General features: G+C 43.4%; 22 protein-coding genes and 1 tRNA gene. 8 read left to right on the top strand and 15 right to left on the bottom strand.

The window, feature by feature from the left end; genetic code table 11:
* Window positions 1–34: 34 nt before the first annotated feature.
* From LZF95_RS10135 to LZF95_RS10105, 7 genes are all read right to left on the bottom strand, one after another.
* Window positions 35–1,459 (bottom strand): MFS transporter, encoded by a 1,425-nt coding sequence (locus LZF95_RS10135; RefSeq protein ID WP_233754874.1) that lies wholly within the window; start codon window positions 1,457–1,459, stop codon window positions 35–37.
* A 143-nt stretch (window positions 1,460–1,602) separates the two neighbouring features.
* Window positions 1,603–2,265, bottom strand: a complete 663-nt coding sequence (locus tag LZF95_RS10130) for a response regulator transcription factor (protein ID WP_233754873.1) — start codon at window positions 2,263–2,265, stop codon at window positions 1,603–1,605.
* A gap of 61 nt (window positions 2,266–2,326) precedes the next feature.
* Complete coding sequence (locus tag LZF95_RS10125; RefSeq protein ID WP_233754872.1) at window positions 2,327–4,138, bottom strand: ATP-binding protein; 1,812 nt, start codon at window positions 4,136–4,138, stop codon at window positions 2,327–2,329.
* 4 nt (window positions 4,139–4,142) lie between these two features.
* Window positions 4,143–4,721: a DUF4202 domain-containing protein gene (locus tag LZF95_RS10120; RefSeq protein ID WP_233754871.1), complete on the bottom strand. Its 579-nt coding sequence runs from the start codon at window positions 4,719–4,721 to the stop codon at window positions 4,143–4,145.
* 13 nt (window positions 4,722–4,734) lie between these two features.
* Window positions 4,735–5,112 (bottom strand): nitrite reductase small subunit NirD, encoded by a 378-nt coding sequence (gene nirD / locus LZF95_RS10115; protein ID WP_233754870.1) that lies wholly within the window; start codon window positions 5,110–5,112, stop codon window positions 4,735–4,737.
* Between the two features lie 19 nt (window positions 5,113–5,131).
* The gene (gene nirB / locus LZF95_RS10110; RefSeq protein ID WP_233754869.1) at window positions 5,132–7,642 is read right to left on the bottom strand and encodes a nitrite reductase large subunit NirB; all 2,511 of its coding nucleotides are present in this window, start codon (window positions 7,640–7,642) and stop codon (window positions 5,132–5,134) included.
* Between the two features lie 921 nt (window positions 7,643–8,563).
* Window positions 8,564–8,986 carry a nucleoside-diphosphate kinase gene (locus LZF95_RS10105; RefSeq protein ID WP_233754868.1) on the bottom strand — a complete coding sequence of 141 codons (423 nt, stop codon included), beginning with the start codon at window positions 8,984–8,986 and terminating at the stop codon, window positions 8,564–8,566.
* Window positions 8,987–9,270: 284 nt separating this feature from the next.
* Here LZF95_RS10105 and LZF95_RS10100 point away from each other — a divergent pair, with 284 nt between their 5' ends.
* The 5 genes from LZF95_RS10100 (at window position 9,271) to LZF95_RS10080 (ending at window position 13,897) form a co-directional block, all read left to right on the top strand.
* Window positions 9,271–10,476: a hypothetical protein gene (locus tag LZF95_RS10100; protein ID WP_233754867.1), complete on the top strand. Its 1,206-nt coding sequence runs from the start codon at window positions 9,271–9,273 to the stop codon at window positions 10,474–10,476.
* A 244-nt stretch (window positions 10,477–10,720) separates the two neighbouring features.
* Window positions 10,721–11,755: a bifunctional oligoribonuclease/PAP phosphatase NrnA gene (locus LZF95_RS10095; protein WP_233755027.1), complete on the top strand. Its 1,035-nt coding sequence runs from the start codon at window positions 10,721–10,723 to the stop codon at window positions 11,753–11,755.
* A gap of 44 nt (window positions 11,756–11,799) precedes the next feature.
* The gene (locus tag LZF95_RS10090; RefSeq protein ID WP_233754866.1) at window positions 11,800–12,729 is read left to right on the top strand and encodes an FKBP-type peptidyl-prolyl cis-trans isomerase; all 930 of its coding nucleotides are present in this window, start codon (window positions 11,800–11,802) and stop codon (window positions 12,727–12,729) included.
* A gap of 48 nt (window positions 12,730–12,777) precedes the next feature.
* Complete coding sequence (locus tag LZF95_RS10085; RefSeq protein WP_233754865.1) at window positions 12,778–13,335, top strand: FKBP-type peptidyl-prolyl cis-trans isomerase; 558 nt, start codon at window positions 12,778–12,780, stop codon at window positions 13,333–13,335.
* A gap of 1 nt (window position 13,336) precedes the next feature.
* The gene (locus LZF95_RS10080) at window positions 13,337–13,897 is read left to right on the top strand and encodes an FKBP-type peptidyl-prolyl cis-trans isomerase (RefSeq protein WP_233754864.1); all 561 of its coding nucleotides are present in this window, start codon (window positions 13,337–13,339) and stop codon (window positions 13,895–13,897) included.
* A 383-nt stretch (window positions 13,898–14,280) separates the two neighbouring features.
* Here LZF95_RS10080 and LZF95_RS10075 read toward each other — a convergent pair whose 3' ends face one another.
* The 5 genes from LZF95_RS10075 to LZF95_RS10055 form a co-directional block, all read right to left on the bottom strand.
* Window positions 14,281–14,583: a hypothetical protein gene (locus tag LZF95_RS10075; RefSeq protein WP_233754863.1), complete on the bottom strand. Its 303-nt coding sequence runs from the start codon at window positions 14,581–14,583 to the stop codon at window positions 14,281–14,283.
* A 557-nt stretch (window positions 14,584–15,140) separates the two neighbouring features.
* On the bottom strand, window positions 15,141–15,506 hold the full coding sequence (gene rplS, locus LZF95_RS10070) for a 50S ribosomal protein L19 (RefSeq protein WP_233754862.1): 366 nt from the start codon (window positions 15,504–15,506) through the stop codon (window positions 15,141–15,143).
* A gap of 50 nt (window positions 15,507–15,556) precedes the next feature.
* A complete protein-coding gene (trmD, locus tag LZF95_RS10065) occupies window positions 15,557–16,273 on the bottom strand; it encodes a tRNA (guanosine(37)-N1)-methyltransferase TrmD (protein ID WP_233754861.1) in 717 nt (238 codons plus the stop codon).
* Between the two features lie 3 nt (window positions 16,274–16,276).
* Window positions 16,277–16,807: a ribosome maturation factor RimM gene (gene rimM / locus LZF95_RS10060; protein ID WP_233754860.1), complete on the bottom strand. Its 531-nt coding sequence runs from the start codon at window positions 16,805–16,807 to the stop codon at window positions 16,277–16,279.
* Window positions 16,808–16,818: 11 nt separating this feature from the next.
* Entirely contained in the window at window positions 16,819–17,406 is a 588-nt protein-coding gene (locus LZF95_RS10055) for a 30S ribosomal protein S16 (RefSeq protein ID WP_233754859.1), read from the bottom strand.
* A 173-nt stretch (window positions 17,407–17,579) separates the two neighbouring features.
* On the opposite strand from LZF95_RS10055, the gene LZF95_RS10050 reads away from it, so the two are divergent.
* Window positions 17,580–17,651, top strand: a tRNA-Arg gene (locus LZF95_RS10050).
* 573 nt (window positions 17,652–18,224) lie between these two features.
* On the opposite strand, the gene LZF95_RS10045 is transcribed toward LZF95_RS10050, so the two are convergent.
* The 3 genes from LZF95_RS10045 to LZF95_RS10030 form a co-directional block, all read right to left on the bottom strand.
* Window positions 18,225–18,713: an ATP-binding cassette domain-containing protein gene (locus LZF95_RS10045; protein ID WP_233755026.1), complete on the bottom strand. Its 489-nt coding sequence runs from the start codon at window positions 18,711–18,713 to the stop codon at window positions 18,225–18,227.
* 150 nt (window positions 18,714–18,863) lie between these two features.
* Window positions 18,864–19,289 (bottom strand): hypothetical protein, encoded by a 426-nt coding sequence (locus LZF95_RS10040; protein WP_233754858.1) that lies wholly within the window; start codon window positions 19,287–19,289, stop codon window positions 18,864–18,866.
* A 181-nt stretch (window positions 19,290–19,470) separates the two neighbouring features.
* Entirely contained in the window at window positions 19,471–20,493 is a 1,023-nt protein-coding gene (locus tag LZF95_RS10030) for a LacI family DNA-binding transcriptional regulator (RefSeq protein WP_233754857.1), read from the bottom strand.
* A gap of 227 nt (window positions 20,494–20,720) precedes the next feature.
* On the opposite strand from LZF95_RS10030, the gene LZF95_RS10025 reads away from it, so the two are divergent.
* Together LZF95_RS10025 and LZF95_RS10020 are read left to right on the top strand one after the other, a co-directional pair.
* Window positions 20,721–23,804, top strand: a complete 3,084-nt coding sequence (locus LZF95_RS10025; protein WP_233754856.1) for a TonB-dependent receptor — start codon at window positions 20,721–20,723, stop codon at window positions 23,802–23,804.
* An 11-nt stretch (window positions 23,805–23,815) separates the two neighbouring features.
* Window positions 23,816–25,183, top strand: a complete 1,368-nt coding sequence (locus LZF95_RS10020; protein ID WP_233754855.1) for a RagB/SusD family nutrient uptake outer membrane protein — start codon at window positions 23,816–23,818, stop codon at window positions 25,181–25,183.
* Window positions 25,184–25,222 lie beyond the last annotated feature (39 nt).

Genomic DNA, 25,222 nt, shown 5'->3' with positions numbered 1-25,222 from the left:
GGCAGAGGAGCTATTTTGGGGATTAGGATACAAGTTAATTATCTGAGCGTATTAATTCAGGCTGTAGCTTGCTTAATTCTACTTCCGCCACTTTTTCGTCCTCGGTACTGAATCTGATGGCTAATGCAACTACGCCGGAAATAACGATCATGGCACCGATTACCAGATATCCTGCGGAGACAGCACTGGCCGCTGCCGCTGACTGGGCCGCCGCTGCGGCTTCCGAACTAAGTGAATCACTTGCGAGTAAGGCAGCTTTTTCTGCCACTGCCGACTTGGAACTGAGAAATAGAGCCGCCAAAAAGGCTCCGAAGTTTCCGCCTGCGCCCACAATTCCCGATATGGAGCCGATGGCCTTCCTATTGACAAAAGGAACTACAGAGAAGGTAGCCCCTTCTGCCATCTGCACTGTAAGACTGAATGCCACTAAAAGAGCAAATCCAATAACTAAGCTGGTAGCCACAGAAAACAGGCTCAGCATCAAGCCTTCCAGGATCAATATGCCCGCAAGGAACCAAACTCTCCCTTTCAATCCTTTGGTCTTTCCGAATTTGTCACCAAAGAAACCTCCCAGTGTCCTGGCAAAAATATTCATGAGTGCAAAGGAAAGTACGATATTGCCCGCAGTGATGCGCTCTAATTTGAAAGTATTTTGTAAATAGTCATCCATCGTACCATAGACTGTAAGCTCTATGCCGAAGCAGGCTGCATACACCAAAAACAGCAGCCATACACGATAGTCTTTAACAGCCTCCATAAAGCCTACTTTATCTTTTTTGGTGGAAGGCACTTGGATACCCTTGGCTTCCAATTCCCTGTAGTTACCCTCTGGGGTGTCCTTGGTGAAGTAGTAATAAACCAGCCCCATGATGAAGCAGATAATTCCGGCGATTACCATGGCGTATCTCCAAGCATCGGCCTCTGCCACTCCCAAACCTATCACTACTGCGGCAATGATTGGCATTCCCAGCCTGTTTGCTCCTCCACCGAGATTTCCCCAGCCAGCAGAGGTTGCGTTGGCTGTCCCTACCACATTGGAAGCGAACATCAAAGAGGTGTGGACCTGGGTAATTACAAATGATGCACCGATAAACCCTGTCAACAATCTGCAGATGTAGAATTGGATGGGAGTCTGGACCAACCCACTTGCAATCACAGGAATAGCCCCCAATGTAAGCAGCCAGGTGTAACATAGTCTCGGCCCATACTTGTCACAAAGTTTCCCGATCAGCAGCCTGGAAAATATCGTCCCTGCCACTGCCAGTACGGTGGCGTTCCACTTTTGGGCAGGAGTGAGCCCCAGGTCTTTCACCACGTCAGGCATAAACGGCACAATGCCAAACCAGGCAAAGAAACAGATGAAAAATGCGATAGAAGTGATCCAGAAAGTCCGGGTAGGGATACTTCTAAGATCCATGAGGTTTAGCTTGGTAGCTTTCTGTGTAAGTAGTGATTCCATAATACTTAATTTTATCTATGCTAAAAGTAAGTAATAATACTTAATTCATAAACGGATTACGTAATAAATTTAGCTAAAAAATAAAAAAATCCATCTGAATTGCCTCTAGATGGATTTTCACTACTTATAAAACTTAGTAATTTTTAGATCAGCTTTAATTCCCTGGATTTCGTTGTCAGTTCCACCAGATTCTTCACGTTCAGTTTTTTCATCAGGTTGAAGCGGTGCACTTCAGCGGTTCGTTTACTGATCTTCAGTTCATCTGCGATTTCATTGTTTCCCTTTCCTTCCAGGATCAGTTCCAGGATTTGCTTTTCCCTATTGGTCAGATTTGTCAATTCCTCCGAAATAGTATCTGGCCGGGAGGATGCTTTTGGCTTTCCATTGACAAAATTGTTGATGATATAGGCAGAAACATCTCCGGCGAAATATTTCCCGCCGGCTGATATGGTGTGCAGGGCTTTCAAAAATTCGCTTTTAGAGGATCCTTTCAACAGATATCCATCTGCCCCTGCTTCTATGGCTTCTACCACGTATTCTTCCGAGTCATGCATGGACAGCACCAGCTTTTTGATGCGGGGAAATCTTTTGCTCATCTCTTTCACAACTTCCAGCCCGTTCATTTTAGGCATACGGATATCCACTATCAGTAAGTCCGGGCTTTGCAGAGCGATCACTTCCAATGCCTCCACACCGTCGGACGCTTCATCGATAACCAGAAAATCTTTTTCGCTTTCCAGTAAGGACTTGATCCCATCCCTCACTAATTCGTGGTCATCGGCTAAAATTATCTTGATCGGGTTCATATGCGTTTTTATGTAAATACGTAGTAAAGTAACATATTTTACGTATAAAAGTCTAGAAAATCTAAGTTAATGGGATGTTCAGTGTGACTTTGGTTCCTTCATTTGGCGAGGAATTGATGAACAGCCGTCCGTTGATGTATTTTACGCGCTCCTTCATAAAAGTTAGTCCCATCCCCCCTTCTTCATCTGGTTTCGATTTCAGTTTTGACATCTCAAATCCTTTGCCGTTGTCATCCACAATGATGCTCAGGATGTTCTGACTATGCGCTACGGTGACTATGATGTGGGAGGATTCCGCATACTTGATCGCATTGTTGATCGCTTCCTGCGTGATACGGTAAAGGTTGATTTCTACCAAGGAATCCAGGCGTTGGGAGAATTCGGTTTTATTGAAAAGCACGATGTCCTTTCCGGTAAGCTTGGAAAGTTCCTGGGTGAGTTCTGTCAGTGCAGGCACGATTCCATAATCCTTTAGCTCAGGGGGAGTGAGGTTGAAAGTGGCTGTTCTTACTCCTTTGATGATATTGGAGGTGAGTTCCTTGAGTTTGTTGACTTTCACTTCTGCCTTGGCGGGATCAGTTGTGTCCACGCTTTCCAATAAATATTTTAAGCCTGTAAGCATCTGCCCTATGCCGTCGTGAATGTCCTTGGCAATTCTGTTCTGTTCATTCTCCTGATTTTCGATTATCTGACGGGAGATTACTTTTTGCTGGTGCATTCTCTCTTCAAAACTCTCCTTGGTCAGCTGCTCTACCTGTTGCATAAATTCCTTTCGCTTAGTGATGTCCATGCAGATTAATATCAACTCCGATTTGTCTTCAGCAGAGTTGAATGGAATCATGGATACATCCAGCCAGACTTCCTCTCCAGATTGGGTGGTTGTTTTGAGTTCTCCTTCCCAGCCGGACTTTTTATTTTCAGCGATGATACGATCTATGGTCAGCTGCTCATTTTCCAACGGAGAAAGCATATCGGAGATCTTGGCATTGACGTTGAATTTCTGTGTTTTATAAAGCCGGCTAAATCGCTCTCCTATATGTGTGATGTAGCCCTCGGGTGTGATCCGCGCAAACAAAAGAACCTGATCCATTGCTTTGCTCAGTGCTTGTAGTTCCCGCACGGACTTTTCTTTGGATTGGCTTAAGATGTCCGCATTCTTGGCCATTTGGATGGCTTTTTTCTCCGCGGCCACCAATTCTTGGATACTGGCTTTCATGGCTTTGGCAGAAGGCCAGAAGATAATCAAAAACTCGGCAACCAACACCAAGAGCGTGAAGATGGTGATGAGCAGTTCCAGTTGCTTTAGGCTTGACACTTTCTCTTTGGCCTCGAAATCGTAGCGGTTGACAATCTCGTCCATTTGCTTCAGAAAAGCATTGGCGTTTACTTCTATGATCTGCAATTGCTCGGCACTTGCCAGTGAATCTTGAGCAGTACTGGATTTTAAAAAGAGGAAATTATGGGTGGCGTCTGTAACTTTTCTGAAGTAGGGGTTGATCTCTTCAAACATCCCGGTGATCACGGGGCTGTTGTCCACTTGGAAGCCAAGTGACTCATCACCTAATTGTAAAATCTGATGTGCCTTTTCCCATCGGTTCAGGGTGCTCTGAATAGAATCCACCAATACTTTCGAGTTTTCGGGATCCTGGCTATGGGCAAGTAAGAGCACCTCCTTGTTCAGTTTTTGGCTGAGCATACGCTGCCTGCCTGCCACGTTCACGACGAAACTGTCGTTTTCCTGATCATTCAGGTATTTTCTGATGAGAATCTGGCTTGAGACCAGGGAGATGGCAATCGCTCCCAGGGCAATAAGATATAGGCGGCGGAGGCGGTTAAACGTGTCTTGATCCAGCGATCGGGGAGTACCGGTCATTTTGCTAAGTAATGGCTTCTTTGACTAATTTTAGGCTGGACGGAGAAAGGGGCAATTGAAGGGCTGCTCTCTGTCCTTTTTCTGACATTTTGGCCCAGGTTTTCTGAAGTATGTCTATGACTTTTTCAGATTCATGCTTGGCGGCGAATTCTTCGAAGTAGTATTCCAGAAAGACCAGGCAAATGACATCTTCCATAGTCTGCGTGTCAGGGTCGGTTTTGAGCTGTTTTTTTCGGATCAGAAATTTTGCACGCTCAATAGTCTCCTGGTCATATCCGGATTTCTCCAGGATTTCAGCGGCCAAGTCTGCGTGCATTTTCTTCAGTTCCTCTCTCCATCTCAAGTATCCTACACGATCCATCGGGTATTCCGAGCGTGGTATTCTCCATCTGGCGATGTGCTGCGCCCGTACGGCCAGCTTCATGGCCTCCGAGGAATCTGGTTCAAAATCAGCGAGTTTGTCTGTCATCCGTATGGAATACAGCAGCTCTTTCGGTATTTCTTTGCCTTCTAGGAGTTCTTTTGTTGGATCTTCTGCATTGATCTCATCGATTAATGAGATTGCTTTCTGAAATCGGTTCATGTGTCAAATTGGATTAATCAGCGAATCCAATATATACATTTCCCTCCTGAATCCTTACCGGGTAGGTGGCAATGCTGTAATCTTCCCCGTTAAGATTGCTGCCATCCTCCAAAGAAAAGGTCTTTTTGTGCAGGGGGCAGGCGACCTTGGGGATCCCCTGAGAATCCCCTGTCATGCCTCGGGAGAGCACCATTTCCATCTTGTGGGGACAGAGATTCTGGCAGGCATACCAAGCGTTTGTCCTGGAAAAGTGGAATACGGCAATCTGCCGGGAATTATGTTTGATGCATGCGCCTGCGTTGGCCGGAAAATCCGCTGTCTGACCCACTCTGACCCAGTTTATCGCATGCTGCTCAGCCACTGTTTGATAGTTTTTTAATAGTTCTTCCATGATTTCTTGAGGTGAAAGTTTACCAAGGTCTAGGCATTTTTTGTTCTCTCATTGGTACAAATACCAGGTTTTCGTCAGTCTCATCAGAATTGACAAAGGGCTTGAAACGTTTCATCATTTGCGGGTCTTCTATAGCTTCCTTCCATTCGCAGGCATAGCGTGCCACCAATTCTTCCATTTCGGCTTGAAGTTCTTCGCCAATATTCAACCGGTCTTCCACGACCACTTTTTTCAGATATTCTATTCCTCCCTCCAGCTTCTCAAGCCATGGGGCTGTTCTTTGCAGAGGAGCTGCGGTTCGGATGTAATACATCAGAAATCTGTCAAGATATTTGATGCAGGTATCATCATCTAATTTCTCTGCCAAGAGCAGGGCGTGCTTAGGGGTGGCACCGCCATTTCCGCATACATATAGATTCCATCCCCCTTCTACTGCGATCACGCCAAAGTCCTTTCCCCTGGCTTCCGCGCATTCCCGGATGCATCCTGATACTCCTCCCTTGAGTTTGTGGGGAGAGCGTAGTCCCTTGTATCGCTCTTCGATTCGGATCGCAAAGCTTACGCTGTCATGCAGTCCGTATCTGCACCAGGTGGAGCCCACACAGCTTTTTACTGTGCGGAGTGATTTGCCGTAGGCATGCCCGCTCTCAAAACCAGCGTCGATCAGTTCCTTCCAGATCATTGGAAGCTCATGAAGTTGGGCTCCAAATAGATCGATACGCTGCCCTCCCGTAATCTTGGTGTAGAGATCATATTTTTTCGCTACTTGCCCTAGCACCATCAGTTTCTCGGGAGTGATCTCACCACCAGGTACTCTGGGTACTACGGAGTAGGTGCCGTTTCTCTGGATGTTTGCGAGAAATCTGTCATTGGAGTCTTGTATAGGAGCTTGGCGATTGGCTGTTTCCATGTATATACTGGCGAAGACAGATGCGAGCACAGGCTTGCAGGTTTCGCAGCCGTGACCTATGCCAAATCTGTCAAGTGCCTCGTCAAAGTCCGTGATATGGTGAAGCTTGACCAAGTCGTACATTTCTTGGCGGCTGTAGTCGAAGTGTTCGCAGATGGTCTCTTTGACTTCTTGGCCCATTGACTTCAAAGTAGCGGTGACTAAGTCGGTCACCATTGGCTTGCACCCCCCGCAGGAGCTGGAAGCTTTGGTATGCTTCACTACCTCGGAAAAAGAACAGCAGGTGCCACTGGTGATCGATTCGCATATGGTGCCTTTGCTTACTGCTTCGCATGAACAGATCTGGGCAGTTTCCGGAAGATCGAGTACGGATCCCAATGCGCTTTTTCCTTCTCCGCCCCGCGATCCCAGAATCAAATCCTCTGGGTTTTCCGGGAGTTTCATGGCGTTGATGTAGAGTTGAAAAAGGGTATTATAGTCTGAGGAATCGCCTACCATAATCCCGCCCAGAAGCTTTGACCCATCCTTGGCAATGTTGATTCTTTTATATACCCCACGCTGCTTGTTCTCATAGACTATGGCAGTGACTTCCTCGTTTTCAATAAAGGGATCGCCAAATGACGCCACTTCAGTGCCCACCAATTTCAATTGGGTGGACATGTCTATAGACGGGCTCATGAGTTTTTCCCCACCGGTAATCTGCTCAACGGCCACTCCGGCCATCTCATAGCCTGGGGCCACCAGTCCGTAGATGCCATTGTTATATAACGCAACTTCTCCGATAGCGTAAATGGACGGGTCAGAGGTCTCCATTTTATTGTTCACATAGACTCCCCCTCTTTCCCCGGTTTTGAGTCCGCTTTTTACGGCGAGTTCATCCCTGGGGCGGATGCCTGCGGAGATGATCAACATGTCAGTTTGAAGAGCTGTTTCGTCTGTAAACTCGATGTTCTCAATGCCCACGTCCCCTTGGATTTCCTTGGAGTTTTTGCCTAAATGGACTTTTATTCCCAAGCTCTCTATTTTGTTTTGGAGCATGTCACTTGCCGACTTGTCCAGTTGACGTGGCATGAGCCGTGGGGCGAATTCAATGACGTCAGTCTGCATGCCCAGTTCCTTGGCGGCATTCGCGGCTTCCAGCCCAAGTAGTCCTCCTCCCAGAACAGATGCTTTGAATTTTCCTTCTTGTTTAAGTTTCTGCGCATATTCCTTGATGGCATCCAGGTCCTCGATGGTTCTGTAAATAAACACACCTGGCTTATCCACCCCTTTGATGTTTGGAACAAAGCAGGAGGAACCTGTCGCCAAAATCAGGTAGTCATACTCAAGATAGTCATGCTTATGGGTGAAAACCCGTTTTGCCGCCGGCTCTATTGCTGTGATCATTTCTCCTGTACGGAGCGTGATGTTGTTTTCCTCGTACCAGTCCCTTGGGGCCAACAGTAGTTTGTCCGCGGAATCCAGCGAGAAATACTCACTCAGATGAACCCGGTCGTAAGCAGGTCGGGATTCCTCTCCCAAAACGGTAATCTCAAATTGATCGCGAAGAGGATGGGCTGCTAGCTTTTCGCAAAACTTATACCCGACCATTCCATTTCCTATGACAATAACTTTTTTCATCTGTATATAATTTATTGTTTATGGTCAGATGGAATCTCGCATGATAGGAAATCATGCCGTATTGTGGTGCTTTTGATCATGCTCGATTTCATGGCTACGTAATTTAGAAGTCAAATATAAGTATAAATACGTAATTACAAATATTATTCTAAATAAATACTTACTCTAAATAAGTATGGTCAGTGAGTTGGAAATTAAAAAAGCCTGTCAATGGATTTAAAAGTGGCTTAGGACTGGATTAAGTATCTAGATGCTAGTTTTAGGGGCTGGGTGAATTTTGTTTCTACGTAAGTGGTCTATTTAGACGAAAATTTTATTTGGTTCAAGTCACCTGACCTGCCCTATCAAAACATTGATTAAGTTGAGCTTTCCCCAATGAAGTGGGAGAGTATGGTAAATCCAGCTTCTGGAGAAGCAGGATAACACAGATTGCCTGCCCAATATGTCGGGACAGGCTATGCCTACCCGGGACGCAGTAAATTCATCATTAAACTGTGCCCTCCGTGTAAACCTCCGCACTCCTGCGGTTCAAAACAGAATCACCCTCCAAACTTCCCTTTGAGCGCGGCCAATTTATCGGCCATTGAGCCTTCAGATTCTTGACGTTGTGGTTTAGAGGCAGGTCTTCCGCCCATGTGAGTGTCTTCACTCACATGTCAAAGGCCAGTTAGTCAGACACTAACTCAAGCGAAGAAAAAATGTCGTGAGTGAGGACACTCGCGACGGCAAAAGAATAGAAGATCCAGCTTCTGGAGAAGCGGGATAACAGAGATTGCTTCGTGCCTACCGATGACGCAGTAAATTCATCATTAAACTGTGTCCCCCGCATAAACCCCCGCACTCTCCGTGGTTTAAAAAAAAATTCAAACAAAAAAAGCATCCCAAAGGGAATGCTTTCAAGATTTATTTTCAATTGGTGAATTAACCTACTCTTTCAAACTCTGAAAAGTAGAAAGCTCCTTCAATGGCAGCGTTTTCGTCTGAGTCCGAACCATGAACAGCATTAGCTTCTATAGATTTGGCAAAAATCTTACGGATAGTTCCTTCAGCAGCATCAGCCGGGTTGGTAGCGCCGATCAGTTTTCTGAAGTCTTCCACCGCATTGTCTTTTTCCAGAATTGCGGCGATGATAGGCCCAGAAGACATATAAGCGCAAAGATCCGCATAGAAAGGTCTTTCTGCGTGAACTGCATAGAATTTACCTGCCAGTTCAGAAGTCAACTGGGTAGCTTTCATGGCCACGATTTTGAAGCCTGCTTCTTCGATCATTTTTAGGATTGCTCCAGAGTTGCCTGCTTCGAAGGCGTCAGGCTTGATCATGGTGAATGTTCTGTTAGTTGCCATGTTGTTTGTTTTTCATTGGTTTAATCGGGCGCAAAAATAGGGGTTTCCCAGTGGGAATCCGAAATAAAGTCAAAAATTAGACGCTATTTCATTCAGGTTCAGCTAAATCTAGCTTTCTTTTTCAATCAAGAATGTTATTTACTTAAAGATCTAATTTTTTGGATATCAAATTCATTATATCTGAATTAACTATTAGAACATCAGTAAGTTAAGGCTAGTTAAACGCTTTGTCTCCATTTATTTTTTCTGGAAATTAATAAAGTGAAATCAAATTGGAACTTTTTATGAAAAATGTAGCAGATCAATTCTTACTTTTTGTTGTATCGAAAATATCCTTGTTTGGACTTTTGCTGGCTCTACTGGCATGCTCTTCCAGAGGAGGTGATGATTTAGAGTATTTAGCTGCTAAACCGGGACTTTCAGTAGAAATAATAGATACGATCCGGATTGATTATCTGGGAAATTTTACGGTTCATGATATTGACCCTGTGGGCGAGCATGTATTATTTATGGAGCATAGGGGGCACGGAGAAACTATTTATGTGGCTGACTTCTCTGGACAAGTATTATATTCTTATTCTAAGTATCTGGATACAAAAGATACCTATGGAAAATTGAAGAGTACTATAAAATTGTTAGGTGAAAATAGCTTTTTTGTGTATGGAAGCCAGGGGTTAATAACTTATAAGCTCGATGGAACTTTGGTGTCCAAAATAAGACCAGATGATTATTCACTTCCTTATGGAGCTAGAATTGGTATGGGGAGCAGTTTGATTCCATATCAAAACAAGCTGCTTTACCCAGGCCAGAATAATATGCCCAGAGATTACTTTGAGCCGGAATTCTATGAAGAAGTTCAATTCCTTACCTGGCTGGATCCTGCTACTGGTGAAATAGAGAAATTCAATAATTTACCTGATACCAGCCTATTGAGGTCAGGTAAGTTTTATCATAGTGACGCCACACGTCCGAATGCGGAGCTCGTGGGCAATTCAATTTATGTGGCTTACGGGATAGAACCTGCTATTTATGAGTTCTCAGCTGATCCTCCTTATGAGTTAAGATCGAGCTTTACTATAGATCTTCCTGAATACCATTATTTCGAAGGTGCTTCTAAATATATTAATGATGTCCATTTGTTTGGCAATGGGATAACTTCGGGGAGAATCACCAATATTTTAAAAGTAGGTGAATACTGGTTGGTGACATATTTCCCGGGATATAATGCAACGGACCGTAACGGTTCATTTGAAAATAAAAAGCCTGAAGTAAGAGATGAATTTTGGCAAGAAATGAGAGAAAAATATAAGAGTAAAACTATAGCCTTGAATAAAGAAGGAAAGCAGGTTCCACTAGAATTCGATGAAATCTTACAGAGGAGAAGTATGGTCAATAGAAATGGAAGGTATTTTATGGTAGCGCCGGGAGATCCAGAAATTGAGCAGGATTATTTTGAGATTTATGAATTAGCAATTCGCTCACCGGAATGAATGCGTAAAGCGTATTGGTTTTACCTGTTAATGTCTCGACAGGAACATTTTATTTCCTTTTCTTTAGCCATGAATAGCTCTGGTGCTTATCCCGAAAAAGTGTGCTCAGCTGCATTATTCCTAGGGAATCACAAGGCGAATATGTTATTGTGTTCATTGTCAGAGCCCTAGAAGAATTGGGAATTGTCAAAAATTTCCTGACCTTTGCGAACTACAAGAGCCAAAAAGCAGCTAAATGTATAAAATGGAAGCTTTAGCCTCGTTTAAGAGAGAGATAGCCTCACCCAGAAAAATATTCATCACCACTCATGTCAAACCCGATGCCGATGCATTGGGTTCTTCATTGGGAATGGCAAACTACCTAGTGAAAAAGGGACATGAGGTGACAGTGGTGACTCCTACTGATTATCCTTCTTTCCTGAATTGGATGAAAGGCAATGATGAGGTGCTGGATTTCAGCAATCCACAACACACCGCACTAGCCACCAAGAAACTGGAAGAAGCTGATGTGATATTCTGTATGGACTTCTCTGTATTAAAACGGGTCAATGAACTAGGAGAAATGATCCGCTCCTCGGACGCGTTCGTAGTCAATATTGATCATCACCAGGATCCTGAGGATTTCGCTGATTTCAGGTATTGGAGCACATCAGCTGCGGCTACCTGTGAATTGGTCTATGAACTGATCGTGGAGCTGGGCGATGAAAAACTCCTGGACAAGGACATCGCCGAATGCCTTTATGCAGGTATAATGACCGATACAGGCGGTTTCAGACATCCGAATACCACAAAGAATGTACATCTTGTGGTGGCTGAACTGGTAGATTTAGGAGCTGATATCTCCCAGATCGCCAATTGGATCTATGATTCCAACTCTGTAAACAGACTGAAATTTATAGGTTTTGCGATCAGCCGCCGATTGGTGGTGCGAGAAGATCTGCAAATGGCCTACTTTGCCATCAGTAAAAAAGATCTTAAAAAATACCAAAGCCGCACAGGCGATACAGAAGGTTTGGTCAATTATGCATTATCTTTGGACGGGATAAAGTTGGCTGCCCTGTTTTCGGAACGTGAAGATGGAGTCAAAATTTCTTTCAGATCATCCAGCGAAGTAGCTGTCAATAAATTTGCGGCAGAGTATTTCGATGGGGGAGGACATAAAAATGCCTCAGGAGGCAAGTCCACCCTGAGTCTTAAAGAAACCGTAGAACGCTTCGAAACATTGGTGGAAAAACACCAGGAAGAATTATTCCGTGTTGTCCCTGCCACAGCAGACTGATTAGCTTACCCCTCCTTACCACTTTGAAAAATCACTTATCCTTTATGAAAAATTCAAAAAGCCTCTTGGCAATCCTTGCTCTCCTGCTGGGAGTGAGTACTCTGACTGCATGTAAAAAAACCAAAGTCACTGAAAAAGACGGTATAGAATATACCTATATCAAAGAAGGGAATGAAAAAGCCCCGAACGGAGAGTTTTTGCTTTACCATATAGCGGTCACCAGTGCCTCAGATTCTGTGATTTATTCCTCCGCCGATCAGCCTTTTCCGGGTTATATCCAGGCAAATGATTCTATGCCTATAAATAATGGCATGGATGAGATTTTCATCGGCTTGCGCAAAGGAGACAGTATAGCCTTTGAGTCTGAGGTGAAAAAGATCTTTGGAAATAATTTCCCGCCTGTCCTGAAGGAGGACGACCTGGTCAAAGTACGTATAGGTGCTTTTGAGATCATGAACGAGGAAGCTATCCAGGTTTACTTCGAAAAGGTGATGGCCGCTGAGCAGGTGAAGAAAGAGGAACGTGCGAAAGAAAGAATAATCGAAGAGGAAAAGCTCATCCAGGATTACATCAAAGAAAAGGGCCTTAATGCCCAAAAAACTGAAAGCGGCCTATATTATGTCATCGAAGAGGAAGGCACTGGGGATCCGGTGACTCCGGGAACTACGATGATGGTGGATTATGCGGGTTATTTGCTTGACGGTACCCTGTTTGATACATCGATAGAATCTGTTGCCAAAGAAGGTGATATGTTTAACGAAAACCGTCCAGGTGGCTATGAGCCGCTTCCGGTGACTGTAGGCATGGGGCAGGTGATTCCGGGATGGGACGAAGGATTGCTATTGCTTAAGAAGGGTTCTAAGGGTAAATTTCTTATCCCTTCTCCCTTGGCTTATGGGGAAAACGGTGCAGGGGCGATGATTCCTGCAAATTCTGTCCTTGTTTTCGATGTGGATGTAGCGGATGTGCAGTAAGCTACGTATTGTAGGCATATCTTTAAAACAATACTAATATCAAGCACAATGAAAATTAAAGTATTTGCCATTTTGAGTCTTATAGCAGGCAGTCTTGCTTTAGCATCATGCATAGATGATGAGGCTACCAATGAAGTGATCTTCAATGAAGACATAGCGGAGATTCAGGCCTACCTTGACACCACTACCATTGTTAATGTCAAAGAAGCGTATGATGAGGGGAGAGGAATCACGGTAATTTGGCAGGAACTATCTGGGAGCAAGGACACAGTGAGTTTAGGAGATACGTTGAGGGTTAATTATGTGGGAAGATTGCTAAGCAATAAGGCTTTTGACACTTCCATCGAAGAGATAGCCAAAGAGGAAGGGATATTTAATTCTCAAAGGAAATATGACCCGCTTAGATTCCGGGTAGGTCTTGGGCAACTTATAGCGGGTTTTGAACTTGCCTCCCTGCAAATGGAAGTCGGAGATAAGGCTACTGTGTTTATCCCCTCTTACTATGCCTATGGCAGACAAGGCAGTTCGGATGGAAGGATTCCACCCAATACCCCTATCATGTTTGAATTGGAGTTACTTGAAGTTACTCCCGGACCACAAGATTGATATGAATTTATTTAGAGCGAGTGCTTTCTTTTTCCTGATTTTACTTGTCGCTTTCAGTAGCTGCGAGCCAAACAATCCTTTCGGTTCCGGGCCTCCTTATGATGAGGCGGGTAATTTGAAAAAGGACAGTTTGTTGATCGTGGATTACTTGGAGACCGCGGAGATCGATAGCCTGTATAGGATCCATGACCCTAGCGGAGTGGTGATCATCGTGCAGGAAGAAGGAGCAGGTTCAAGGCCTAATGCGGGCAATGTGGTCTATACTAATTATGTAGGCTCATTAATGAGTGATGGTTCGGTATTTGATACCAATATTGAACAGGTAGCGAAAGATAATGATTTACACGTAGAAGGTAGTAGCACATATAGAATTTTGAATTTCTCATTGGGCACAGGTCAAGTTATTCAAGGATGGGATATAGCATTCAGAAGATTAAGACCAGGATCTAAAGCCAGGTTGGTAATTCCCTCTACTTGGGGATATAGGAATTCAGAAAATAACGAAAGAATCCCTCCTAACTCTGTATTAATCTTTGACGTTGAGTTTTTAGGAATGGACTAAAATATAAAAGGGCTTCGGCCCTTTTTTTATCCGCAGGGAAGCCGAAGAATTATACAATGTTACGAGGTTGAGGCTATCCTGCTTCTCCAGAAGCTGGATTTGGCAGCCTATTTTAGATTTTTTATCCGGTATATGCAAAGATTACAGCAGATGAACTGATATACTTTACATGAAGCAATTGGAGGATTGAAAGGCAGAGATATATCCGCACAGTCAGAGGGCTGGGCAAAACAACAGACAAATCCATACAAAGCTCTGAAAGAGGGGAATCCCGGATTACGGAGCTTGTGAGTCAGGTAATCGGAGAGGCTATCGAATTCCGTTTGTGTGACACGAAAGGCGGCTCAGGTTTGATTTAAAGGTTTACTTTTTGGAGCCTCTTATTACTGGGTTTTGTTCTCCAGTTGAATCTTTTTCCCCAGCCAACCCAAAACAAAAAAGCTTGCTATAAAACCAGTTATAGGGATGGATAGGGCTGTCACTTGCCAGATGAACGGCGAGGTCACAAGCTGAAATTCGTTAGAAATTGATTGGATTTCCATTTCCCACTCCTGAAATATTCCCAGCGAAGCCAGATAGATCAGGTAAATAAACAAAACCACCATCAGTGCGGAAAAGATCATTCCCAGTCGCACAAATACTTTGGCAATCTGAAAACTGGGATCTAAAGAATAGGTATTTGACATTGCCGATAAATTTTAATGAATTTGCTACTCAAATTAGTGTAAACCAACTATTTAACGTTAAATTCTTTAAAAATTATTTTGGAGTGAAGTTTTTTCTTTACTGTGCCTTTGGCACAAACATTCAAATCAACTGAGATCTCTGACCAAATGATTTCCCTTGCCAAAGGCAAGGCCTGTAAACGCCCGGAATGCAATTCTGGGTTAGCAATATAGCCGATATGTTTTCAGAGTGCCAACGGCACGACCAGTAATATAAGGGTATTGGCGATCAGACTAACAAAACATATTGGCATAAGGTCTGTCGTACGTGTGTACAAGGAGTATAAGCCCATCGCCTACAAACCAGATTTTTCTCCGGGTAAGTAGTAAACGATATTAGGGGAATCAAAGGCTGGTCCGTTCAATTTTCCAAAGAACGTTGCCGAGGTGCATGCACAGATTTTGGGGTTGATACCGAACTCTAATGTACAATCCAATGTAAAAACTCAGGGTAAAAAAACAACACAAAAAAAGGAACCCATCGCTGGATTCCTTTCTTGCGGAAAGAGCAATTGCTCTTAGTGCTTCACTCTGATCTTTTCCTTGATACGTGCAGCTTTACCCTGACGTCCTCTTAGGTAGAATAGACGGGCTCTTCTTACCTTGCCTTGTCTCAATAGATCGATCTGCTCGATGGCAGGGGAGATGATAGGGAAGATTCTTTCTACACCTATTCCATTGGATATTTTTCTTACAGTGAAAGTCTCACCGTTAGAGTTAGGGTTTCTACGCTGGATCACAGTTCCTTGGAACTGCTGGATACGCTCCTTGCCACCTTCTTTGATACGTACGTGTACGTTGATGGTATCGCCAGCTTTGAATGAAGGGAATTTAGCTCTTACTTCGCTGTATTCCGCTTCTACTACTTTCATTAGATCGCTCATAGCTTTATGTTTTTATGCTTTCGCTGTTTGCCAACGCGTGGCTTATTTAATTACTTCTTATACGATTCTGCATCGCTTTTCCCAGTTTCCTTATTGCGGAGCAGGTCAGGTCTTCTTTCTTGGGTCCGGCGAACCGATGCTTCAAATCTCCATTCATTTATCTTGGCCTCATGTCCCGAAAGCAACACCTCAGGTACTTTCATGCCCTCGTAATCTGCGGGGCGCGTATACACCGGTGGAGCCAATAGTCCATCCTGGAAGGAATCTGTCAATGCGGAGGTCTCATCATTCAGTACTCCCGGAATCAGGCGGATCACCGCATCGGCCACTACAGCCGCTGCCAATTCCCCACCGGAAAGCACAAAGTCACCAATACTGATTTCCTTGGTGATGAACCGTTCCCTTACCCGCTCGTCCACACCCTTGTAGTGACCGCAGAGGATCAAGAGGTTTTGGTGGAGCGAAAGTGCATTTGCCATGGGTTGGTCAAACCTGTCTCCGTCGGGCGTCATGTAGATGATCTCATCGTACGTACGTTCCTTCTGAAGAGCTTCTATACATCGGGCAATAGGCTCGATGGACATGACCATCCCGGCTCCCCCTCCAAAAGCGTAGTCATCGACCTGCTTTTGTTTGCTGCTTGAATAGTCACGTAGATTGATCACCCGGATACTGGCAAGCCCTTTGTCCTCCGCCCTTTTCAGAATAGAATGTGCAAATGGTCCTTCCAGCAATCCCGGTACTACAGTGACAATATCAATGTGCATGGGTCAGTCTTCCAGATAAATTTCAAGTAATCCTTCGGGTAATTGGCAGTAAACTTTTTTAGCTGCCTTGTCCACTTTCTGGATAATTCCGTCCTGAATCGGTATCAGCACTTCCTTTTCCCTGTGTGTCACCCCTAGGAGATTCTGTGTCTCCAGATCATAGACGATCTGAATAGGTCCGATCAGGCCCTTAGTCTCATCATAGACTTCGAATCCGATCAACTCATGGAAGAAGTATTGGTCTTCTTTCAGCTCAGGCAGTGCGGTCAAGGGAAGAAATACTCCCAGTCCCACCAAATCTTCCACCTGATCCAAGGAGTTTAGATCCTCAAATTTGGCCAATGCCTTATTTCCGGGCTGGAGTACAAAGTGCTCCAGGAAAAACGGCACCAGCCGGGATTTTTGCTCTATAAAGACATGCTCAAGCGTCTCATAATCCTCAGGATAATCGACATCCAGCATGATCACTACTTCTCCACGAAGTCCATGAACTTTAGACACGTAGCCTAACTGAAAGCTTTGGTCCTTATTCATGGGGATTTATATTATGCTTTTGCCTCGTCTTCGCCTTCAGTCGCCTCCGGAGCATCAGCAGCAGGAGCTTCCTCAGTGGCAGCTTCTTCAGCAGGTGCAGGATTGTTAGCGGCTTCAGCGGCAGCTAGAAGAGCTTTCTGCTCATCTTCTCTTGCTTTGATCGCATCAAGTCTTGCTTGGTTCTTGGCAGTTTCTGCATCAAGAGCTTTCTTACGGGCCTCGGCTTTAGCCGCGGAGATACCTTCGGTCTTGCCTGCAATTTTTGTTTCTTTCTCGTTCAACCATGCTTCGAATTTAGCATCTGCTTGTTCTTGCGTGATCGCACCTTTCAGTACACCGATCTGAAGGTGTTTCTTCAGCATTACACCTCTGTAAGAAAGCATGGCTTTCACGGTGTCTGTTGGCTGAGCTCCGTTCAACAACCATTTAAGAGCGCGCTCATTGTTGATGTTGATAGAAGCAGGGTTCGTGTTTGGATTGTAAGATCCGATTTTCTCGATGAAGCGTCCATCACGTGGAGCTCTTGCATCAGCTACAACCACGTCGTAGATAGCCATTTTTCTTCTACCTCTTCGTGCTAATCTGATTTTTACTGACATAAATTATAATGTATTTAGTGAGTGGATGGAACCCGTCCATCCTAATTTTGGAGTGCAAAGATAGGGTAAATACTTGTAAAGCCATAAGTTGGCTGAAGAATATTTGCCTAAAAGGATTGTTTTGGTTTATCTTGCGTTCCGAATCAATGATTCAATGCCTAGCTAGTCATTCCGGCCTCATAGTTCAACGGATAGAACAAGCGTTTCCTAAACGCTAGATCCAAGTTCGATTCTTGGTGGGGCTACTATCCTTAATAAGATGAAGGAAGTTTACTATGCCTATGTGATCAGGAGTATGGCCCATGATTATTTGTATAAGGGGCATTGTAAAGATTTGGGAAAAAGGCAGAAGCAACATAATTCGGGGATGACCTAATCTATTCGGCCTTTATTCCATTTGAGATTGTTTATTTTGAGGAATTTGAAAATCTGTCCGAAGCAATCAAAAGGGAGAAATATTTTAAAACTTCTAGAGGGAGGGATTTTTTAAAAAAAGGTGTTGGCCCCGTAGTTCAACACCCGCCCGACTGACATCGGTAGGACGGGGATAGAACAAGCGTTTCCTAAACGATAGATCTAGGTTCGATTTCTAAGAGGATATTAATAAACTAGTTGATTGTTTTACTGTCAACTTTTTGTGTTTTATAGGGTTTATGATAAAGGTTGTCAATTCAAATCACTTCCAATTGGTTCTGATTGACTTAAGTTTGTCCTCTTTTTCTTCCCTCCTGTAAAATGTCATGAACTTAATAAGTTCCAAAATTTCCTGAACAGTTATAGCTTAGCGAAGTGTTTGCATTTTTTTAATGAAACAAAGATCAGTTCAAAGCTATCGTCTGTCCAATTTTTATCTGCTCCAAATAGGTTTCGTCATGGGACACAACAAGTAGGGTGCCCTGATATTCATTGAGGGCTGTGGCGAGTATTTCAAGATTCTGGATATCCAGGTTATTGGTAGGTTCGTCCAGAATTATAAGATATGGAGAGGCGCTGAATACCGTGAGGCAACAAAGCAGAATGCGCATTCTTTCTCCTCCACTCAGTTCGCAACAGGGCTTGTCCCAGCTATCTTTGGGAAACAAAAAGCGGTTAAGTCTAATTTTAATCTCATGTTCCTGCAGTGCCAATTGGTTGAAAGATTGGGCCAGGCCACAAGTGGTGTTACTGTCAATAAGAGAATAGTCTTTATCGATGAAAATGGGCTGCATTTCGGCACGGTATATTTTACCTACTGTTGGTTGATTAGTTCCCAAAACCAGTTGAATCAAGCAGGTTTTTCCAGAACCGTTTTTACCTTTGAGGGCTATTCGGTCACCACTGATGATTAGAAAATTCAGGTTGTTTTTCCAAAGAAAATGGGTTGTATAGGTGAAATTGAGCTACTCTGCCGAAATTAGGGTTTTGTCTTGGTGCAAGCGGGAAGTGTCGAACCCAAATTTCATTTGGTCTATACCGGGCTACGCTTCCCGTAAGGAATTTAGATCCTGGTAAATCCCTTCGATTTTCTCAGTATGCACACTTTTTAATTTTGAAGTGTTGTTTTCCGCTCGATTGCGCAAGGTATTCATCATGATGCGGGATACTCCGGGCTTTTCCTGCTTTCCTTTTCCTCGACTATCCAATTTTTGTTGCCTCATTGCAGCTTCTCTTTCTTTTTCCCTGGCTTTTCGTCGTGCTTTTTCTTTATGCAGAATGTCTAAATGAAGAGCATTTCTTTCAATTTGTTTTTGCTCCTGATAAAATTCATAATTGCCACCATAGACCTTAATTCCTGCCTTGGTCAACTCAGCCACTTTATCCAATAAATTGAGCAGTTTCCTATTGTGGTTGACGATGAGCAAGGGTTGGTAGTCGAAGAAATAAATTTGTAAAGCATTTCTCATCCAGACAGATCTAGGTGGTTACCGGGTTCATCCATTAAGATCAGCTTAGGTTGGTGGATTTGGATACCTGCCAAGTATATTTTTGTTTTTTGTCCTCCGCTTAAGGGTGGAGAGGTTTACATTTGATTGAAATTTAATTAGTTGGAAAATCGGTGTGATAAACACTGGGTTTGAATTCATATTATTTAAGGCTGGATTCCCTGATGATCAATTCTGTTTTTAAGGTTACGATTTCGGATTCGATCAGATCCTCTTCGTCTTCAATTTGCCTGATTAGTAATTTTGCTGCTGCCTGTCCCATTTCGAATGCCCGGTCGTTTACTGAGGTTAGGTTTGGTTCAATGATTTTGGAAATGGGATAATTACTAAAACCTACTACGGCGACATGTTCAGGGACTTTTACTCCATTTTTTTGAAACACCTGAATGGCACTGACAGCAGTATAGTCATTGGAACAAAAAATCCCATCCGGTTTCACATCCTGAGCTAGCAATGCTTTTGCGGCAGATACGCCTTCTTCGTAAGTTAATCCCTTGGTAAAATGTACATAGTCCGACGAAGTTCCTAGCTGATGGTCTTCCAGCGCTTTTTTGAATCCTTCATACCTGGACTTAAAAATGCCTGTTGTTTGAGGTCCTCCGATATGGGCTATATTCCTGCATCCTTTTTCAATCAAATGCTCAGTGGCATGATAGGAGGACTCGAAATCATTGATGATTACCTTATTTGCTTCAAAGCCTGTGGGGACACGGTCATAAAATACCATGGGCATTTTCGTCTTCTTCAATTTTCTGAAGTGATCTGTTCCTTTAGTTTCGGTTCCTTGGCAAATAATGACCCCGGCAAACATATTGTTCTGTAGAGTCTCAGTTATTTTCTTTTCCCGCTTGAATGAGTTTCTGCTTTGGAAGATGGTGACGTTATAGCCTGCCTTGTAAGCGTATTCCTCGATGCCACTGATAACCAGTGAATGAAAATGAATGTCAATTTGGGGTGCAATTACGCCTATGGTCAGTGTCTTGCTTTTTCTAAAGCTCGCTGCAATAGAGTTACGCGTAAAACCCATTTCCTCAGCTTTTAACCTGACTCTTTCCTTTGTTTCTGGACTGATTCCAGGGTGGTCATCTAGGGCTCTTGATATGGTTGAAGCGGCCAGATCCAGTTCTTTGGCCAAATCCTTTAACGTTGTTCTTCTTCTTGACATGGAAAATTTTCAGCAAACGTTTGCAATATAAGCATTGTTTTTCATAACCCATTTGAAGAAGCTTTACACGAAAATAGGCTAAGTGTGAAGATTTTTTACGAAAAAGGCCGATAAAAACCTGTATTTATGAAAAATATATGCAAACGTTTGCAATTGTTTTGCATAGCCTTTACATTTGGATCATATGATTATGAAAATTCTTTTGAGAACGTTTTAATCCAAATTCTATGGGTGAATTCAACAGGTTGATACAGGCCAAATCAAGGTTTTCCATATTTATTGTTCTAATAAATATGGTTTGGTCGTTTAGTTTATTTGCACAGGGGACTGACATAAGAGGGGTAGTGAAGGATGGGGAGACTGGAGAGCCTTTGATCGGTGTTTCCGTGTTGGTAAAAGGTACATCTAAAGGAGTGATTACTGATATGGATGGGGTTTACTCCATCCAGGATATAGCTCCAGATGATGTATTGTTTTTCTCTTATTTAGGATATACCACACAAGAGATTTCTGTAGGGAACCGATCGGAGCTGGATGTAACCCTTGTGTCCAGTGCAAGTGATTTGGATGAAGTGGTTATCGTGGGATACGGGGTACAGGAAAAGCGGAATTTAACAGGTTCTATCGTATCGGTAGGAAGTGAAGAGGTGAGAAAGACAAATGTTCAGGATCCAGTTTCGCTTCTACAAGGTAGGGCAGCTGGGGTACAGGTGACTTCCAATTCCGGGGCTCCAGGAGGAGGGATGAGCATCAATATAAGGGGAAGTTCCTCTCTCAATGCGGGTAATAATCCCTTGTATGTGGTCGATGGCGTACCGATCGAAACCAACGTAACCTCATCCTTGAATGGGTCCGAGAATTTTGGGCTCAATCCGTTGGCCGCTATAAATCCTGCAGATATTGAGTCGATTGAGGTGCTGAAAGATGCTTCTTCCACTGCTATTTATGGATCAAGGGCTGCAAATGGCGTGGTACTGATTACCACTAAAAGAGGAAAAGTAGGAAGGGCACAGATTAGCTTGAATGTACATACCGGGGTGAGTGAGATTACCAGAAAATTAGATGTGCTCAATGCAAGTCAATACAGAAGTGCGGTGCTTGATTCCTATGCCAATTCAGATGATGGTAGGGAGCCGATTTCTGCCATTGTGGATTCCTTAAGTTCCACCAATAACGGAGACGTGGATTGGCAAAGTGAACTGTTGAGAAAAGCCATTCAAACCAATGTGGATCTTTCTATTCAGGGTGGTTCAGAAAACGTCAAATATGCTTGGAGTACCTCGTTTTTTGACCAAGATGGAATTATTCTCAATTCGAACTATAGAAGAATTACTTCTCGCCTGAATGTGGATTTTAATGTGACGGACCGAATTACTGTGGGACAAAGTGTGTCTTACTCCAATGGGGTCAACAATAGGATCAATGCCGCAGGTACAGGAAATCTTAGTATCGTTCGGGAATTGTTGATTCGGCCTCCAACGTATTCCATGTACTTACCTGATGGTTCTATCAATGGGTATCAATTTGGCAAGCGGAATCCTGTCGGGCTGGCAGAACTTTCTACTAACCAGAACAAATCCAATAGAATAATAGCGGGTCAGTATCTGGAGTACAAATTAACGGATGCGCTGAAGTTCAGAACCTCGGTCAATGTGGATTTCCTATCTATGAAGGAGGATACATTTATACCTTCTACCCTGGATTATAGGGAAGGTTATAATACGGGGTCAGTTCGGTCTACCAATAACATTACCTGGTCTAATGAAAATATTTTAACCTACCAAAAACAAATCGATGGTAAGCATAATGTTGGTGGTTTGGCTGGATTCAGCTATCAGGATTGGAATTATGAGCGCACTGGTTTGGATGGGATGTTTTTCCCAAGTGATGATATCCGGACTTTGAATGGTGCAGGGACCATTTCCAATCAAGGCGTCAATATCGCGACCTCACATTCCTTGCTCTCCTATTTTGGTAGAGTTTCCTACGATTATGATAGAAAGTATCTATTTGAGGCAAATGTAAGAGCTGATGGATCATCGCGTTTCGGTAGAGATAATCGTTTTGGATTCTTTCCATCGGCTTCAGTAGGTTGGAGATTTTCTGATGAAAGATTTTTGAGTGGAGCAGAAGTGTTAGATGATGGAAAATTGCGATTCAGTGCAGGTCAGACAGGAAATGAAGCTATAGGAGATTATACTTCACAAGGAGAATTCATGGTTGGAACAAACTACCTGGATTATTCTGGTGCTGCTCCAACGGTAATGCCAAATTCGGGCTTGTCCTGGGAAACTACTACGCAGTACAATGCGGGGATTGACCTGGCTTTTTGGCAAGGCAGGCTGGGTTTGACGGTAGATGCATATATCAAGGATACCAAAGATCTACTTTACAATGTGCCGATTCCTAGAGAGACTGGGTTTGGCTACATCACCCAGAATATAGGGAAGATCCAGAACAAAGGGATAGAAGTGCTGATTAATACACACACTATCACCACCCAAAACTTCAACTGGAGTACAAGTCTGAATATCAGTACAAATACAAATCAGGTCAAAGAATTACCAGAAGAATTGTTGACCAATGGTTTCATTCAAAATGGCAACTATCATATCCTTCAGGAAGGATATCCTATCGGTACTTTTTACGGATGGAGATTTGATGGGGTATATTCCAGAGATGAAGATAATGTCAATGGAGTGACCAATGGATCCCAAGGCCCTGTATTTGAAGGAGGTGATCCCATTTGGCATGATCTCAATGGAGACAATGTCATTGATCAAAATGACAGACAAGTTATCGGAAATGCGACTCCTGATTTTTTTGGAGGAATTACGAATGATCTATCGTACAAAAATTTCAGCTTGAGCTTCTTGTTTCAGTTTTCCTACGGAGGTGAAATCTATAGTGAAATCAATCACCAGCGTAATTCCATCGTGCGGTATAACAACCTGTCCACAGATGCCCTCAATAGATGGAGAGAGCAGGGGGATGTCACTGATTTTCCAAAACCAGTGCAAGATGATCCCTTGCAAAGTGATAGTAGAATCCAAAGCAGATGGGTGGAAGATGGATCCTATATCAAATTGAAAAATGTCAATCTGCGCTATTCCTTACCACTGGAATTAGTGAATAGAATTGGGTTGACCCGTCTGGATGCTTATGTCACCGGAACCAATCTGATCACTTGGACAGACTATACAGGATTTGATCCTGATGTCAGCTCCTACAGCGGATTGAGAATAGGTGTTGATGAAGGATCCTATCCTCAAAGTAGAACTGTGATCGTAGGCTTATCAATTGGACTGTAAACTTATTACTTATGAAAATTAGCAGGAATATCTTTCTATCAATGCTGACACTCATCTTCTTTTCATGTTCAGAAGATCTGTTGGACAAAGATCCGGTCAGTAGTTTTTCCGCCCAGGGATTTTATAAGACTTCCAATGATGCACAGTCCGGAGTCTATGGAGTTTATGATGCTGCGCAATCTACATTTTCTCTCAATTTCTCCATGTGGGGAGAAGGAAGAGCTGATGCAGTGAACACCAACCAATCAGGAGATCCCTTTTTACTGCAGGAAAATAATCTGAATCCAACCTTAAATTCTGCCCGTTGGGACAATCTATATGAGACTATAAGTAGAGCCAATTATGCCATAAAGTACATTCCTCCGGTATTTGAAGAAGGAGAAGAGTTTGGTTTGCAATTATTGGGGCAAGCCAGAGCATTAAGGGCATTATCTTATTTTTATGCCGTCAGGGTATGGGGTGATGTTCCTTTGATTTTGGAACCATATGAAAGTGTAGAGCAGGATTTGTTTAATACACGGACTGATGTCGAGATAGTCCTGGATCAAATCGAGCAAGATCTTTTGTTTGCAGCCGAAAACTGTCGGGCAAGTTTTGGGGGTGAACGAGACAGAAATTTGATTACTCAAGGCGGAGCCAATGCATTGTTGGTGCAGCTTTACATGTGGAGAGGAGATTATACCAGTGCGATTGCAGCGGCAGAAAAAGTACTGGATAATTCGCTTTATTCTTTGGTGTCCATAAGTGAATGGTCAAATATTTTCACGCAGGGGTACTCCAGAGAAAGCATATTTGAAATCGGCTATAATGAAGTGCAGACCAATTCCATGCGGGTATTATATGCATTGGGATCGGATAGTAATTTTTTTCCAAGTGAATCCTTCCGGAACTCTTTCGAAGATAATGACCAAAGGCAAGCACTCATTTATGATGTAACCTCTGCCCAGCCAAGGAAAATCTGGAAATTCTTCGGTGAGGGATTCAATGATGAAAGTCCGGCTCCCTCTTCTAATAATATAGTCATGCTGCGGTTGGCTGACATTATTTTGCTAAAAGCAGAAGCTCATAATCAGCTAGGGGAAGTTGAAGAGGCATTGACTTTATTGAATAGGATAAGAACTAGAGCGGGGCTGGAAAATCTGAATATCTCCTCCGCAGAAGCCCTGTATGGGGATTTGGAGTCAGCGATTCTACATGAGCGCTTCATAGAACTTTCCTACGAAGGGCATCGCTGGTTTGACTTGGTGAGGACCGGAAAGGCAATGGAGGTCATGGGGCCAATCAATGGATTAAGTGAAGAAGCAAACCTGGTATGGCCTGTTCATCAAGATGCCATTAACAGAAATCCAAATTTGGTTCAAAATGAATTTTACAATTAATGTTTCCTGCTTTAAAGTTTCATAGAAAAAATCGAAAGG

Source organism: Algoriphagus sp. AGSA1, from assembly GCF_021390545.1.
Classification (GTDB): domain Bacteria; phylum Bacteroidota; class Bacteroidia; order Cytophagales; family Cyclobacteriaceae; genus Algoriphagus.
This window is presented reverse-complemented; position numbering and strand designations above follow the sequence as displayed.